The organism is Pseudomonas sp. AP42 (genome assembly GCF_001728935.1).
In the GTDB taxonomy this organism is placed as follows: Bacteria; Pseudomonadota; Gammaproteobacteria; order Pseudomonadales; family Pseudomonadaceae; genus Aquipseudomonas; species Aquipseudomonas lactis.
The window spans coordinates 54,041-67,170 of sequence record NZ_LYSO01000006.1; the positions used below are offsets into that span (position 1 = coordinate 54,041).

The following is a 13,130-nucleotide window of genomic DNA, read 5'->3' on the forward strand; positions in this document are numbered from 1 at the left end:
GACCCATACGGCCGGTGTGAAACGCTCGGAAGCCGCGAAGGCCATGGCATTTCACGCGAACGCACATAATAAAGGAGATTCACCCCATGAGGAAATCGCTACTCGTCTTGCTGCTGTGGGCCCCGTTCACCACGGCATTGATTGCGCAACCCACTGAGCGTCTGGATCAGGCCGCGCAACAGGCCATCCAACATTTTTTACTGCACAACCGTATTTTTGACTCCCCCCACGACCTGGACAAAGCGCCTTACATTATTGCCGCGCAAGGCGGGCGCGTGCTGGGTGCCAACGACGAGCATGTGCATGCCCGCGGTAGCCTTGACCCGGCCCAGCCAAGCTACGGGATCTTTCGGCGGGGCAAGGCCTACACCGACCCCCATACTCAGGAGCTGTTGGGTATCAATGCCGACGATATCGGCACTGCGCGCTTTGTGCTCGCTGACAGCCTCACCACCCTCGCAGTGCAACGGGTGACCCAGGAAGTTCGCCCAGGTGACCGCTTGTTGCGCGCCGAGCCTCCCGCTGCTTTGCCCAACTTGGAACCCTTAAAACCCGCACCCTTCATTACAGGGCACATCATCGACATCCCCAAGGGCGTCACGCAGATTGGCGTGCTCGACGCTGTGACCCTCAACAAGGGTCGCCGCGATGGATTGGTGGAAGGCCAACTGCTCACAGTGATCAAGGCTGGCGCCACCGTGCGAGACGCCCTCACCGGCACGCCCACTCCCCTCCCGGATGAGCGAGCCGGCACCCTGTTGGTGTTTCGCACCTATGAAAAGCTCAGCTATGCCCTGGTGCTCAGTGCTTCACGGTCGCTGGCCGTGCAAGACCGTTTCGAGACGGCTGATCAAGCGCAATAAATAGCCTGCTAAATAAGTTACCAACAGAGTTATCCACAGCTTGTTCCGGTCAAGGATGATCATATGAATCCGATAAACAGTAGCGATATTTCCCCGGCAGAGCTGGAAGCCAGGCTACGCTTGCACAGGCTGCCAGAACTGGGGCCCAAGCGTTTTCACGTATTGATCCAAGCCTTTGGTTGCGCTTCCAAGGCCCTGAGTGCTCCCGCCAGCGCCTGGCGTTCCCTCGGTTTGCCCGCCATCAGTGCCGAGGCCCGACGTAGCCCCAAAGTACGTGACGGTGCCAGTGAGGCGTTAGCCTGGCTGGCGCGCCCGGCCCAGCATTTGCTGATGTGGGACCAACCGGATTACCCGGCGTTGCTCGCGCAGATCGACGATGCGCCGCCGCTGTTATTCGTTGCGGGCGACCCCGGTATTCTGGAAAAACCACAGTTGGCCATGGTCGGTAGCCGGCGTGCCTCGCGCCCAGGCATGGATACGGCAGCGGCCTTTTCCCGCAGCCTGGCGAGCGCCGGTTTTGTCATCACCAGTGGGCTGGCGGTGGGCATTGATGGCGCGGCGCACCAGGCGGCATTGGACGTGGGCGGCCATACCATCGGCGTGCTTGGCACTGGCCTGGAAAATTTTTATCCACAGCGCCATCGCAAGCTCGCCGCGGCGATGATTGCCCAAGGCAGCGCCGTGGTTTCCGAGTTTCCGCTGGATGCCGCGCCCCAGGCCGGTAATTTCCCACGGCGCAACCGGATCATCAGCGGGTTGTCGTTAGGCGTACTGGTGGTGGAGGCCAGTATCGCCAGCGGCTCGCTGATCACCGCACGCCTGGCGGCGGAGCAAGGGCGCGAGGTGTACGCGATTCCGGGTTCCATTCACCACCCCGCCGCCAAAGGCTGTCATCAACTGATCCGTGATGGCGCGGTGTTGGTGGAAACCATCGAGCACATTCTTGAAAGCCTGCGCGGTTGGCAGCGGTTGTCCCATGCGGCACCGGTGCCCGTAACCCATCCGCTGGTGGCGCTACTGCACGCGGCACCGCATAGCAGCGAAGCCTTGGCGATTGCCAGCGGTCGGCCGTTGTCACAAGTACTGGCCACCCTGACGGAGCTGGAGTTGGAGGGCCAGGTGATTTGCGAAAGCGGGCGCTGGCTGGCGCGGTGTCCGCTTTGGTAGTGGCCCGTTTTTGGCGCTAGGTTTTGTAACGAAGATCGGTAAACTGCCCAGAGCTTTAGTCCGGAGAGTTAACAATGGTCAACAGGTGGCGTGTGCTGGAAGCCGCACGGGAAATTCGCGCAGGCGCAGTGATCGCCTATCCGACCGAAGCGGTCTGGGGCCTGGGCTGCGACCCGTGGAACGAAGAAGCAGTGGATCGGCTGTTGGCGATCAAGAACCGCTCGGTCGACAAAGGCCTGATCCTGGTGGCGGACAATATTCGTCAGTTCGACTTTCTGTTTGAGGATTTCCCGGACACGTGGGTCGAACGCATGGCCAGCACCTGGCCAGGGCCGAATACCTGGCTGGTGCCCCATCAAGACTTGCTGCCCGAATGGGTCACGGGTGTGCACGACACCGTAGCGTTGCGGGTCAGTGATCATCCGCTGGTGAGAGATTTGTGCGCCGAGGTCGGCCCGTTGATTTCCACCTCGGCCAACCCCCAGGGCCGCCCGGCAGCCCGCACGCGGATTCGCGTGGAGCAGTATTTTCGCGGGCAAGTGGACTTGGTGTTGGGCGGCGCCTTGGGTGGGCGCAAGAACCCGAGCCTGATTCGGGACCTGGTGACGGGTGATGTGGTGCGCCCCTCCTGACACCGAGGTGCGCCTTTCGCGAGCAAGCCCGCTCCCACATGTTGACCTGTGAATACATTCAACTGTGGGAGCGGGCTTGCTCGCGAAGAGGCCCTTAAGCCTGCGGCTATCTTCAAGCCTTAAGGCAGCAGAATGGTTGAGCCAGTCGTGCGCCGCCCCGACAACTCCGTCTGCGCTTTGGCCGCCTCCGCCAGCGGGTAGCGCTGGTTGATATCAATGCGCACCTTGCCGCTCTTGATCATCGAAAACAGATCGTCCGCCATCGCCTGCAGGTTCGCTGGATTGTTCGCATAGGTCGCCAAAGTCGGCCGGGTGACGTACAGCGAACCCTTCGCCGACAGAATCCCCAGGTTCACCCCGTCCACCGCCCCCGACGCATTGCCGAAACTCACCACCAAACCCCGCGGCGACACGCTGTCCAGTGAGGTCAGCCAGGTATCTTTGCCGACGCCGTCATATACCACCGGGCACTTCTTGCCGTCAGTCAATTCCAGAACGCGTTGTGCGACATCTTCCTTGCTGTAGTCGATGGTTTCCCAGGCGCCCAGCGATTTGGCCAAAGCGGCTTTTTCCGGGGAGCTGACGGTACCGATCAACTTCACCCCCAAAGCCTTGGCCCATTGGCAGGCCAGGGAGCCCACGCCACCGGCGGCGGCGTGGAACAAAATGGTTTCACCGCCTTTGAGCTCATAGGTTTGGCGCAGCAGGTACTGCACGGTCAGGCCTTTGAGCATGGCACCGGCGGCCTGTTCAAAGCTGATCTCATCCGGCAGGTGCACCAGGTTGGCGGCGGGCAACACGTGCGACTCGCTGTAGGCACCCAGCGGGCCGCTGCCGTAGGCCACACGGTCGCCGACTTTGAACTGGCTGACTTCACTGCCAACGGCATCGACTACGCCAGCACCTTCCGCACCCAGACCCGATGGCAGGGCCGGCGGCGCATAGAGGCCACTGCGGAAGTAGGTGTCGATGAAGTTCAGGCCGATCGCCTCGTTGCGCACCCGAACCTGCTGTGGGCCAGGTTCCGCTGGCGTGTAGTCCACATATTCAAGTACGTCGGGGCCGCCATGGGCGCTGAACTGGATACGTTTGGCCATCTGCACTTCTCCTTGGGTTCCGTAGCCCCCTATCGGACTCCTAAGCTTGATCTTCGTCAACTGCTGTGCACCTAAGTGCAGTGGCATCTAAGCGCAGTGGTATCCTGTGCGCCCATTTGCCGCCGACGCCCCATGGGCCTCGCGTAGCTTTGCCCGATTCAAGGTGATGCCATGACTACCCGCACCGAGGCCGTTAAAGCCTACCTGCTTGACCTGCAAGACCGCATTTGCAGCGCCCTGGAAACCTTCGAGACGGACACTCGCTTTATCGAAGACGCCTGGACCCGGCCAGCCGGCGGTGGCGGTCGCACCCGTGTGATGGAAAACGGTTCGGTGATCGAAAAAGGCGGTGTCAACTTTTCCCACGTGTTCGGCAGCGGTTTACCACCGTCTGCCAGCGCCCATCGCCCCGAGCTGGCCGGCCGTGGGTTTGAAGCGCTTGGCGTGTCACTGGTGATCCATCCGCATAACCCGCATGTACCGACTTCCCACGCCAACGTGCGGTTTTTCATCGCTGAAAAAGAAGGCGAAGAACCGGTGTGGTGGTTCGGCGGTGGCTTCGATCTCACCCCGTATTACGGCAATGAAGACGACTGCATTCACTGGCACCGCGTGGCCGAGCAGGCCTGTGCGCCGTTTGGCCCGGATGTGTACGCACGCTACAAGGCCTGGTGTGACACCTACTTCCACATCAAGCATCGCAACGAACCCCGTGGCATCGGTGGGTTGTTCTTCGATGACTTGAACGAGTGGGGCTTTGACACCTGCTTCGCCTTCATCCGCGCCATCGGCGATGCCTACATCGACGCCTACCTGCCGATTGTGCAGCGTCGCAAGGCCATGGCGTACACCGAGCAACAGCGCCAGTTCCAGGAGTTCCGCCGGGGCCGCTACGTTGAGTTCAACCTGGTCTATGACCGTGGCACCCTGTTCGGCCTGCAATCGGGCGGGCGTACAGAGTCGATCCTGATGTCGCTGCCACCCCAGGTACGCTGGAGCTACGACTGGAAGGCCGAAGCCGGCAGCGCAGAGGCGCGCCTCACCGACTACTTCCTGCAAGACCGTGACTGGCTCGGCGTTGCCGCGCCCAAGGCGGCGGTGTGATGGACCGTTATGTCGTGTTCGGAAACCCCATCGGCCACAGCAAATCGCCGCTGATTCACCGTCTGTTCGCCGCCCAGACCGGCGAGCAGTTGGACTACAGCACGATGCTCGCGCCGTTGGAGGACTTCACCGCCTGTGCCCGAGAGTTTTTCCAACAGGGCCGGGGCGCCAACGTGACCGTGCCGTTCAAGGAAGAGGCCTATCGCCTGGCCAATACCCTGACCGAACGAGCCCAGCGCGCCGGTGCCGTGAACACCTTGAGCAAACTGGCTGACGGCACCTTGTTGGGCGACAACACCGACGGCGCGGGCCTGGTGCGCGATTTGACGGTCAATGCCGGGCTGACCCTGCAAGGCAAACGCATTCTGTTATTGGGCGCCGGTGGCGCGGTACGCGGTGCGCTGGAGCCGTTGCTGGCGCAGCAACCCTCGTCGTTGATCATCGCCAACCGCACCGTGGAAAAAGCCGAGTTACTGGCTGAGCTGTTCGATGACCTGGGCCCGGTGTCTGCCAGTGGTTTCGACTGGCTGCGTGAGCCGGTGGACGTGATCATCAATGCCACGTCGGCCAGCCTGTCAGGCGATGTACCGCCGATTGCCGGCAGCCTGATCGAGCCGGGCAAGACCTTCTGCTACGACATGATGTACGCCAAGCAACCCACCGCGTTCTGCCGCTGGGCGAGCGAGCAAGGCGCGGCGGTGGCGATGGATGGCCTGGGCATGCTGGTGGAACAAGCGGCGGAAGCCTTCTTGCTGTGGCGTGGTGTGCGGCCGGATTCGGCGCCGGTACTGGCCGAACTGCGCCGGCAATTGGCCTGATTCCACACTCTGATGTGGGCACCGTTAATGTGGGAGCTGGCTTGCCTGCGATAGTAATAGGTCAGTTACCCATGTGCTGGCTGACCCACCGCTATCGCAGGCAAGCCAGCTCCCACAGTTTTGATCGGGTTCAGTCTTCAAAGTCGATGGGGCAGTTATCGGGCCCTTCGAGCTTTTTCAGCTCCTCAACCACCTGCGGCCTGGCCCCACGCAACGTCAAGCTACGGCCCAACCCCGCCAACCGCCTCGCCTCCTGGTGCAGCATCTCCACCCCGGAATAGTCGATAAAGTTGATCTGCTGCGCCTCGATCACCACCCGCTCGCCCTGCAAGCGTTGCAAGCGCACTTGCAGGTAATGGCTGGCGCCAAAAAAGATCGAGCCGCCCACCCGCAACACTTCTGCCTCACCGTCGCGCCAGTGTTGAACCCGTGGCTGCGAGGTACGCTTGAGGTAGAAAAACAACGACGCCAGCACCCCGGCGTAGATCGCCGTTTGCAACTCCAACAACAAGGTGGCGACGCAGGTCAGGCTCATCACCACGAATTCGGCGCGGCTGACCCGGAACAGCGCGCGAATGCCGCGGTGGTCCACCAGGCCCCAGCAAATCAGCAGGATGCTCGCCGCCATGCTCGGGATCGGAATATGCGCGATCAACGCTGCGCCAAATAACGCGAATAACGCCACCCACAGGGCCGAAAACACCCCCGCCAGCGGCGAACAGGCGCCCGCCTCGTAACTGAGGCCCGAGCGGGTGAATGATCCGGCTGACAGGTAGCCGGAAAAAAATCCGCCCACGATGTTGGATAAACCCTGGGCGCGAACTTCCTGGTTGGCGTCGAGCAGTTGTTGCGAGCGGGCCGACAGCGAGCGGGCAATCGACAGGCTGGTCACCAACCCCAGCATCCCCACCGCCACGGCGCTGGGCAGCAGGCGCAACACTAGGTCCAGGTCCATCGGCAACGGGCTGAACGGCGGCAATTTGCCGATAAACGAACTGACCCGTGCCACATGCCCGAACATCGCCGGCCACAGCCATGCAGCCAGGCTGCCCAACACCAAGGCGATCAACAGTGTCGGCCAGCGTGGCACCAGGTACTTGAGCAGCATGCCTGCCAGCAACGTCCCCAGCCCCAGGGCCAGGGATGCCTGATCCCACTCGCCACGATGATCAATCAACGCCAGCAGGCTGTTGATAGCCGTGGCCTGGCTGGGCAAATCCAACCCGAGCAGGTTGGGCAACTGCCCCAGGGCAATCACCACAGCGGCGCCCAGGGTGAAACCCAGCACCACCGAATGGGAGACGAAGTTCACCAACGCGCCGAAGCGCAGCAGGCCGAGTAACCATTGGAACACCCCGGCGAGGAAGGTCAGCAACAGGATGAGGGTGATGTAGTCCTGGGAGCCTGGCACGGCCAATGGGCTGATGCTGGCGTAAAGCACGATGGAGATGGCGGCCGTGGGCCCGCAGATCAGGTGCCAGGACGAGCCCCACAGGCACGCGATCAATACCGGGATGATGGCGGCGTAGAGCCCGTATTCGGGTGGGAGGCCTGCGATCAATGCGTAGGCAATCGACTGCGGCAGCGCAAGCACCGCGCCGCTGAGGCCGACGATGGCATCCCGACCGACGCTGGCGCGGGTTTGGCGCGGCAGCCAGCGCAGGAAGGGCAAGAGTGTATGGCGGGTGGGCCGGGGCATGAGTCGCTCGAAATACTGTAGGAGCGAGCTTGCTCGCGAAGAAGGGTAACGATAACGCGTGCTGTCTGAAAAAACGCGGCGTTTTCGAGTTCTTCGCTGGCAAGCCAGCTCCTACAAGGAGGATTAGAGTTTGGCTTTTACCGCTGGCAACGCCTCCTGGCCATCCAGGGTTTTCACGCCCTCCAGCCACTGGTCCAGCACCGCCGGGTTGGCCTTGATCCACGCCTTCGCCGCCTGCGCATTGCTGACCTTGTTGTTGGCCACGTCGGCCATGATGCTGTTCTCCATGGCCTGGGTGAAACTCAGGTTGGTCAGCAATTTGCCGACATTGGGGCAGGCTTGTGCGTAGCCCTTGCGGGTCAGGGTATACACGCTGCCGGTGGCGCCAAAGTACTGCTCGCCGCCCTTGAGGTAGTGCATTTTCAGTTGCACGTTCATCGGGTGCGGAGTCCAGCCGAGGAAGGTGACGAAACGCTGTTTCTTCACCGCTCGCGAGACCTCTGCGAGCATCGCCTGTTCGCTGGACTCGATCAGCTTCCACTGCCCCAAGTCGAAATCATTTTTCTTGATGATTTCCTGCAACGAGATATTGGCTGGCGCGCCGGAGCCGATGCCGTAGATCTTCTTGTCGAACTTGTCGGCAAATTTATTCAGGTCGGCAAAGTCATGCACCCCGGCGTCCCACACATAGTCCGGCACGGCGAGGGTGAACTCGGTGCCCTCCAGGTTCTTCGCCAGTTGCACCACATCGCCGTTGGCCACGAACTTGTCGTAGAAGCCTTGCTGCGCCGGCATCCAGTTGCCGAGGAAGACATCCACCTGGCCGTCTTTCAGCCCGCCGAAGGTAATCGGCACTGCCAGCGTGTCGACCTTGGGTCGGTAGCCCATGCCCGTCAGCAGGAAACTGGTGATGGCGTTGGTGGCGGCAATATCGCTCCAGCCTGGATCGGCCATCTTTACCGTTTCGCAGCGAGTGTCTGCGTACACCTGGGCGCTGCTGAGCACCACCAAACTCAGTACCACGGTCAACTTTTGCATGGCCTTCCCTCTGTCTACTTATTGGTTTTGGCAGGGTTGTGGAAAACGTGCCTTGCGCTCCAGGTCATCGAGGTCGATATGGTTGCGCATGTACTGCTGACTGGCGTCTACCAGTGGCTGGTGATCCCAGCTCTTGAGTTTGCCTTGGGTCAGCGCTTCAAACACCAGGCGGCGACGGCGTTGGCTGGCGAGCACCTGTTGATGGATCGCCGGGATGTCCCATTTCGCCCGCGCTTCACGCACGAACGCTTCGAACAGCGAGCGATGTTCGGCTGACTGGCTGAGGTTTTCCAGCTCGTTCGGGTCGTTGTGCACATCGAACAATAGGCAAGGATCGTCCTCGCTGTAGATGAATTTGTAGGCGCCCCGGCGAATCATCATCAACGGGCTGACGGTGCCTTCGGCCATGTATTCGCCAAACACTTCGTCATGCCCGCCCTGCCCTTGCAAGTGCGGGACCAGTGAGCGGCCGTCCAGCGGCAAGTGCGGGTCCAAGGTGCCGCCGGCCAATTCCACCAGGGTCGGCAACAGATCGGCGGTCGATACGGCCTGGGTGACGCGGCCAGCGGCGAACTGCCCCGGCGCACTGACCAGCAGCGGCACGCGGGCGGCCATTTCAAACCAGTGCATTTTGTACCAGAGGCCGCGCTCGCCAAGCATGTCGCCGTGGTCGCCGGAGAAAATGATCAGGGTGTCGTCGGCCAGGCCGGTGTCCTCCAGGGTCTGCAGCAACTTGCCGACGTTGCTGTCGATGTAGCTGCAGGCACCGAAGTAGGCGCGGCGGGCGTCGCGGATCTTATCCACCGGCAGCGGTTTGTCCCACAAGTCATAGACCTTGAGCAGCCGCTGGGAATGCGGGTCGAGGTCGGCCTGGGGCGGCGTCGCGGGCATTGGAATCTCGGTGTCGGCGTACAGGTCCCAGAACGGCTTGGGAATGGTGTACGGGTCGTGGGGATGGGTCATCGACACGGTCAGGCAGAACGGCTGGCTGCCCTCCTCGCGGATATGATCGAACAGGTATTGCTGGGCCTTGAACACCACCTCTTCGTCGAAATCCAGCTGGTTGGTGCGCACACACGGGCCGGCTTGCAGCACCGAGGACATGTTGTGATACCAGGTAGGGCGTACGTCTGGCTCATCCCAGTTCACCGCCCAGCCGTAGTCGGCGGGGTAGATGTCGCTGGTCAGGCGTTCCTCATAGCCGTGCAACTGGTCGGGGCCGCAAAAGTGCATCTTGCCCGACAGCGCAGTGCGGTAGCCGAGGCGACGCAGGTAGTGGGCATAGGTCGGTACATCGGCGGGGAAATCGGCGGCGTTGTCGTAGGCGCCGATCTTGCTCGGCAATTGGCCACTCACCAAGGTGAAGCGCGACGGTGCGCACAACGGGCTGTTGCAATAGGCGGCGTCGAACACCACACCTTGCGCCGCCAGGCGGCTGAGGTTGGGCAGCTTGATCGGGGAAGGCCCGTAGAACGGCAGCATCGGCGCGGCCATCTGATCGGCCATGATGAAAAGAATGTTCTTGCGCTTCATGGTTTCTCGGCATTCCATAGGCGGTGTTTATGCCAATGAGCATGCGGTCCATGAATACATGGGTAAAGCCCATGCGCGGCAATGACTAGGATAAGTTGAGCTTATGTATGAAGCGCTGGGTGACCTCTCTCTCGATTTGCTGCGAGCCTTTGAGGCAGCGGCACGCCATCGCAGTTTCACCGCGGCCGCGATGGAACTGGGCACCACCCAACCGGCGGTCAGCCAGCAGATCAAGCGCCTTGAAGAGCAACTGGCGATCCGCCTGTTTGACCGCATTTATCGCGGCATCGAACTGACCGACGCTGGCGCCCTGCTGTTCGAGCATGTGCAAGGCGGCCTGCAAAACATCAACCAGGGCCTCGGCGCCATCACTCAACAAAGCCAGCATGAAGTGCTGCAAGTCGCCACTGACTTCGCCTTTGCCGCCTATTGGCTGATGCCGCGCCTGCATCGCTTCCACCAGGCCAACCCGCAGGTGGATGTCAGCCTAGTCACCAGTGAGCGCAACCACGCCACCCTGCGCAGCGATATTGATGTGGCGGTGCTGTTTGGCGATGGCCGTTTCAAGCAAGGCGAGAGCCTGTGGTTGTTCAATGAGGAAGTGTTCCCGGTGTGCAGCCCGCAGTGGCTCAAGGAACAAGCTGCGCCCCTGACGGTGCAGACCTTGCAAGGCTGCCCGTTGCTGCACCTGCGCCAGGAAAACAACAGCCAGTGGTTCGACTGGAACGGCGTATTCCGCGAACTGGGTATCACCGCTGCGCCGACACCCGGGCAATTGCGCTTCGACAACTACACCTTGCTGATCCAGGCCGCGATTGCCGGCCAGGGTGTCGCCATCGGCTGGCGCCACCTGGTGGATAACCTGCTGGAGCAGAATTGGCTGTGCCGACCGATCAGCCCCACGGTGACGTCGCGATTTGGCTATTACGTGGTGCAGCCCCAGCGCAAACGCCGTGGGCAATTGGTGGACCGCTTTGTCGAGTGGCTGGTGGCGGAACAGGCCAGCAGTGCGCAGTCGTTGACCGGGCTGGCCCTGCCGTCGATTGCGGTCTAGGATCGGCGCACAGTGGAACCGGAGTCCGTCATGCAACGTATCAAGGGCTACCACGCCCATATCTACTTCGACGCCAGTACGATCGAGCAGGCGCGCAGGCTCTGTGAAGACGCCGCCAGGCTGTTCCCGTTGCGTATGGGCCGCGTGCACGAGCGGCCCGTAGGCCCGCACCCGGATTGGAGTTGCCAGCTGGCGTTCGAGCCGGAATATATCGGCGTGGTGTTGCCGTGGCTGGCGCTGCACCGTGATGGTCTGGTGGTGTTCCTGCACCCGGAAACCGGTGATGACCTCAAGGACCACACCGATTACGCCATCTGGATGGGCGCGATGCGCGAATTGGACCTGTCGATTTTTTAACCATCCCTACCCGATAAACCCGCATCTTTCCCTAAGTAAAAACCGGAAGGGTTGTGGGATTTATCTTCTCGAATCTCATTATATGGGATTGATATTTATATATTGAGATATCCAGCTCCCTAGGTTTATATTCGCCCATCTGCTTTTTTCAGCACCCACTCATTTCAGGTGAAGCGATGCAGGCGCAATTGATCGCGCTCGATTGGGGGACCAGCTCCCTTCGTGCTTACAAACTCGGCCCCGCGGGCGTTGTGCTGGAACAGCGCTCGCTGGCTACCGGCATCATGCATTTGCCCACAGAGCCTCGGGAAATTGCCGGTGTGCTGTGCACCGACGGCTTTGAACTGGCGTTCGATAGTGCCTGCGGCGATTGGCTCGACGCCCAGCCCGGGCTGCCGGTGATCGCGTGCGGCATGGTCGGCAGCGCACAGGGTTGGAGCGAGGCGGCCTATCGCAGCACGCCCGTGGATGTCGCCAGCCTTGGCCAGGCGTTGCATGGCATACGCAGCCTGCGCGGGGTGCAGGTGCACATCGTGCCGGGGGTGATCGAGCAAGTGGGGCTGCCCAATGTGATGCGCGGCGAAGAAACCCAAGTGCTCGGCGTGCTGCAAGGGCTTGGGCCCCAGGTGTTGATCGGCCTGCCCGGCAGCCATTCCAAATGGGTCGAGGTGGTGGAAGGCCGCATTACCCATTTCGATACCTTCATGACCGGCGAAGTGTTTGCGGTATTGAGCAAGCACAGCATTCTGGGGCGCACCCAACAGGCCAGCGAACAGTTCCAGGCCGATGCGTTTGATCGAGGCGTGCACGTTGCGCTGTCCAACGATGGCCAGCGTGGCGTGCTCTCGACCCTGTTCAGTGCCCGTACCCTTGGGCTCACTGCGCAGCTGGCGCCCGACCAGCAACCCGATTACCTGTCCGGCCTGCTCATTGGCCATGAACTCGCCGGCCTGCCAGATTCCGCCAAACACCAGCCGATCATCCTGGTCGGCGCTGCTCCACTCTGCGCCCGCTATCAACGCGCCCTCGCCCTTTGCGGCTTTGCCCACGTCAGCCTGGCGCAAGAAGCCACCGAGCGTGGCCTGTGGCAACTGGCGCAAGCCGCCGGGCTCATTCGACCTGTACTGGAGGCCTGACATGCTCAAGCAAGCACTCGCACAAAACGGTTTGATCGCCATCCTGCGCGGCCTACGCCCCGACGAAACCCAGGCGGTCGGCCAGGTGCTGTACGACGCGGGGTTTCGCGTGATCGAAGTGCCGCTCAACTCGCCAGACCCTTACACCAGTATCCGTACCCTGCGCGACAGCTTGCCCGCCGATTGCCTGATCGGTGCCGGCACGGTGTTGACGCCTGAGCAGGTCGAACAGGTCAAGGCGGCCGGAGGCCAGGTGATCGTCATGCCCCACAGCGATGCCAAGGTGCTGCGTGCCGCCAAAGCGGCGGGCCTGTACTTGTCGCCTGGGGTAGCCACGCCTACCGAAGCCTTTGCCGCACTGGCCGAAGGCGCCGATGTGTTGAAGCTGTTCCCGGCCGAGCAGATGGGCCCTTCAGTGATCAAGGCATGGCTGGCGGTATTGCCGGCGGGTACGTTGCTGCTGCCGGTGGGCGGCATCACCCCGGACAACATGCAGGCGTTTACCGACGCCGGCGCCAAGGGCTTCGGATTGGGTTCCGGGCTGTTCAAGCCGGGCATGACAGTGGATCAGGTTGCGAGCCGTGCCCAGGCTTATGTCGCCGCCTGGAAAGCCCTGGGCTGAGAGCATATTC

At 61.8% G+C, this 13,130-nt stretch carries 13 protein-coding genes; 9 read left to right on the forward strand and 4 right to left on the reverse strand.

The features are described from left to right. Nucleotides 1-86 precede the first annotated feature (86 nt). From A7K61_RS03845 to A7K61_RS03855, 3 genes are all read left to right on the forward strand, one after another. On the forward strand, nt 87-863 hold the full coding sequence (locus tag A7K61_RS03845) for a peptidoglycan-binding protein (RefSeq protein ID WP_069556952.1): 777 nt from the start codon (nt 87-89) through the stop codon (nt 861-863). Between the two features lie 63 nt (nt 864-926). Next, the gene (gene dprA, locus A7K61_RS03850; RefSeq protein WP_069556953.1) at nt 927-2,030 is read left to right on the forward strand and encodes a DNA-processing protein DprA; all 1,104 of its coding nucleotides are present in this window, start codon (nt 927-929) and stop codon (nt 2,028-2,030) included. Between the two features lie 74 nt (nt 2,031-2,104). After that, entirely contained in the window at nt 2,105-2,662 is a 558-nt protein-coding gene (locus A7K61_RS03855) for an L-threonylcarbamoyladenylate synthase (protein WP_003187278.1), read from the forward strand. 119 nt (nt 2,663-2,781) lie between these two features. Here the strand turns inward: A7K61_RS03855 and A7K61_RS03860 are convergent, their stop codons facing one another. Then, complete coding sequence (locus A7K61_RS03860) at nt 2,782-3,759, reverse strand: quinone oxidoreductase (RefSeq protein ID WP_044270216.1); 978 nt, start codon at nt 3,757-3,759, stop codon at nt 2,782-2,784. Nucleotides 3,760-3,930: 171 nt separating this feature from the next. Here A7K61_RS03860 and hemF point away from each other — a divergent pair, with 171 nt between their 5' ends. Together hemF and aroE are read left to right on the forward strand one after the other, a co-directional pair. Then, nucleotides 3,931-4,863, forward strand: coding sequence for an oxygen-dependent coproporphyrinogen oxidase (hemF, locus tag A7K61_RS03865; RefSeq protein ID WP_069556954.1), 933 nt, complete (start codon nt 3,931-3,933; stop codon nt 4,861-4,863). Then, entirely contained in the window at nt 4,863-5,681 is an 819-nt protein-coding gene (gene aroE, locus A7K61_RS03870) for a shikimate dehydrogenase (RefSeq protein ID WP_044270218.1), read from the forward strand. Before hemF ends, aroE begins: the two co-directional genes overlap by 1 nt. A gap of 130 nt (nt 5,682-5,811) precedes the next feature. On the opposite strand, the gene A7K61_RS03875 is transcribed toward aroE, so the two are convergent. The 3 genes from A7K61_RS03875 to betC form a co-directional block, all read right to left on the reverse strand. After that, a complete protein-coding gene (locus tag A7K61_RS03875; RefSeq protein ID WP_069556955.1) occupies nt 5,812-7,380 on the reverse strand; it encodes a SulP family inorganic anion transporter in 1,569 nt (522 codons plus the stop codon). 123 nt (nt 7,381-7,503) lie between these two features. Then, entirely contained in the window at nt 7,504-8,418 is a 915-nt protein-coding gene (gene choX, locus A7K61_RS03880) for a choline ABC transporter substrate-binding protein (protein WP_047712789.1), read from the reverse strand. An 18-nt stretch (nt 8,419-8,436) separates the two neighbouring features. After that, the gene (gene betC / locus A7K61_RS03885) at nt 8,437-9,951 is read right to left on the reverse strand and encodes a choline-sulfatase (RefSeq protein WP_069556956.1); all 1,515 of its coding nucleotides are present in this window, start codon (nt 9,949-9,951) and stop codon (nt 8,437-8,439) included. A gap of 103 nt (nt 9,952-10,054) precedes the next feature. On the opposite strand from betC, the gene A7K61_RS03890 reads away from it, so the two are divergent. The 4 genes from A7K61_RS03890 to A7K61_RS03905 all read left to right on the forward strand — a co-directional run bounded on the left by A7K61_RS03890 (nt 10,055) and on the right by A7K61_RS03905 (nt 13,120). After that, a complete protein-coding gene (locus A7K61_RS03890) occupies nt 10,055-11,005 on the forward strand; it encodes a LysR family transcriptional regulator (protein WP_003187289.1) in 951 nt (316 codons plus the stop codon). A gap of 30 nt (nt 11,006-11,035) precedes the next feature. Beyond that, nucleotides 11,036-11,362 carry a DOPA 4,5-dioxygenase family protein gene (locus A7K61_RS03895; protein WP_044270228.1) on the forward strand — a complete coding sequence of 109 codons (327 nt, stop codon included), beginning with the start codon at nt 11,036-11,038 and terminating at the stop codon, nt 11,360-11,362. A 176-nt stretch (nt 11,363-11,538) separates the two neighbouring features. Beyond that, nucleotides 11,539-12,498: a 2-dehydro-3-deoxygalactonokinase gene (locus A7K61_RS03900; RefSeq protein WP_044270230.1), complete on the forward strand. Its 960-nt coding sequence runs from the start codon at nt 11,539-11,541 to the stop codon at nt 12,496-12,498. 1 nt (nt 12,499) lies between these two features. Then, entirely contained in the window at nt 12,500-13,120 is a 621-nt protein-coding gene (locus tag A7K61_RS03905; RefSeq protein ID WP_069556957.1) for a 2-dehydro-3-deoxy-6-phosphogalactonate aldolase, read from the forward strand. The last annotated feature ends 10 nt before the right edge of the window (nt 13,121-13,130 follow it).

Coding starts and splice junctions, on each gene's coding strand:
- A7K61_RS03845 (WP_069556952.1), top strand. CDS start 87: ATGAGGAAATCGCTACTCGTCTTGCTGCTGTGGGCCCCGTTCACCACG.
- dprA (WP_069556953.1), top strand. CDS start 927: ATGAATCCGATAAACAGTAGCGATATTTCCCCGGCAGAGCTGGAAGCC.
- A7K61_RS03855 (WP_003187278.1), top strand. CDS start 2,105: ATGGTCAACAGGTGGCGTGTGCTGGAAGCCGCACGGGAAATTCGCGCA.
- A7K61_RS03860 (WP_044270216.1), bottom strand. CDS start 3,759: ATGGCCAAACGTATCCAGTTCAGCGCCCATGGCGGCCCCGACGTACTT.
- hemF (WP_069556954.1), top strand. CDS start 3,931: ATGACTACCCGCACCGAGGCCGTTAAAGCCTACCTGCTTGACCTGCAA.
- aroE (WP_044270218.1), top strand. CDS start 4,863: ATGGACCGTTATGTCGTGTTCGGAAACCCCATCGGCCACAGCAAATCG.
- A7K61_RS03875 (WP_069556955.1), bottom strand. CDS start 7,380: ATGCCCCGGCCCACCCGCCATACACTCTTGCCCTTCCTGCGCTGGCTG.
- choX (WP_047712789.1), bottom strand. CDS start 8,418: ATGCAAAAGTTGACCGTGGTACTGAGTTTGGTGGTGCTCAGCAGCGCC.
- betC (WP_069556956.1), bottom strand. CDS start 9,951: ATGAAGCGCAAGAACATTCTTTTCATCATGGCCGATCAGATGGCCGCG.
- A7K61_RS03890 (WP_003187289.1), top strand. CDS start 10,055: ATGTATGAAGCGCTGGGTGACCTCTCTCTCGATTTGCTGCGAGCCTTT.
- A7K61_RS03895 (WP_044270228.1), top strand. CDS start 11,036: ATGCAACGTATCAAGGGCTACCACGCCCATATCTACTTCGACGCCAGT.
- A7K61_RS03900 (WP_044270230.1), top strand. CDS start 11,539: ATGCAGGCGCAATTGATCGCGCTCGATTGGGGGACCAGCTCCCTTCGT.
- A7K61_RS03905 (WP_069556957.1), top strand. CDS start 12,500: ATGCTCAAGCAAGCACTCGCACAAAACGGTTTGATCGCCATCCTGCGC.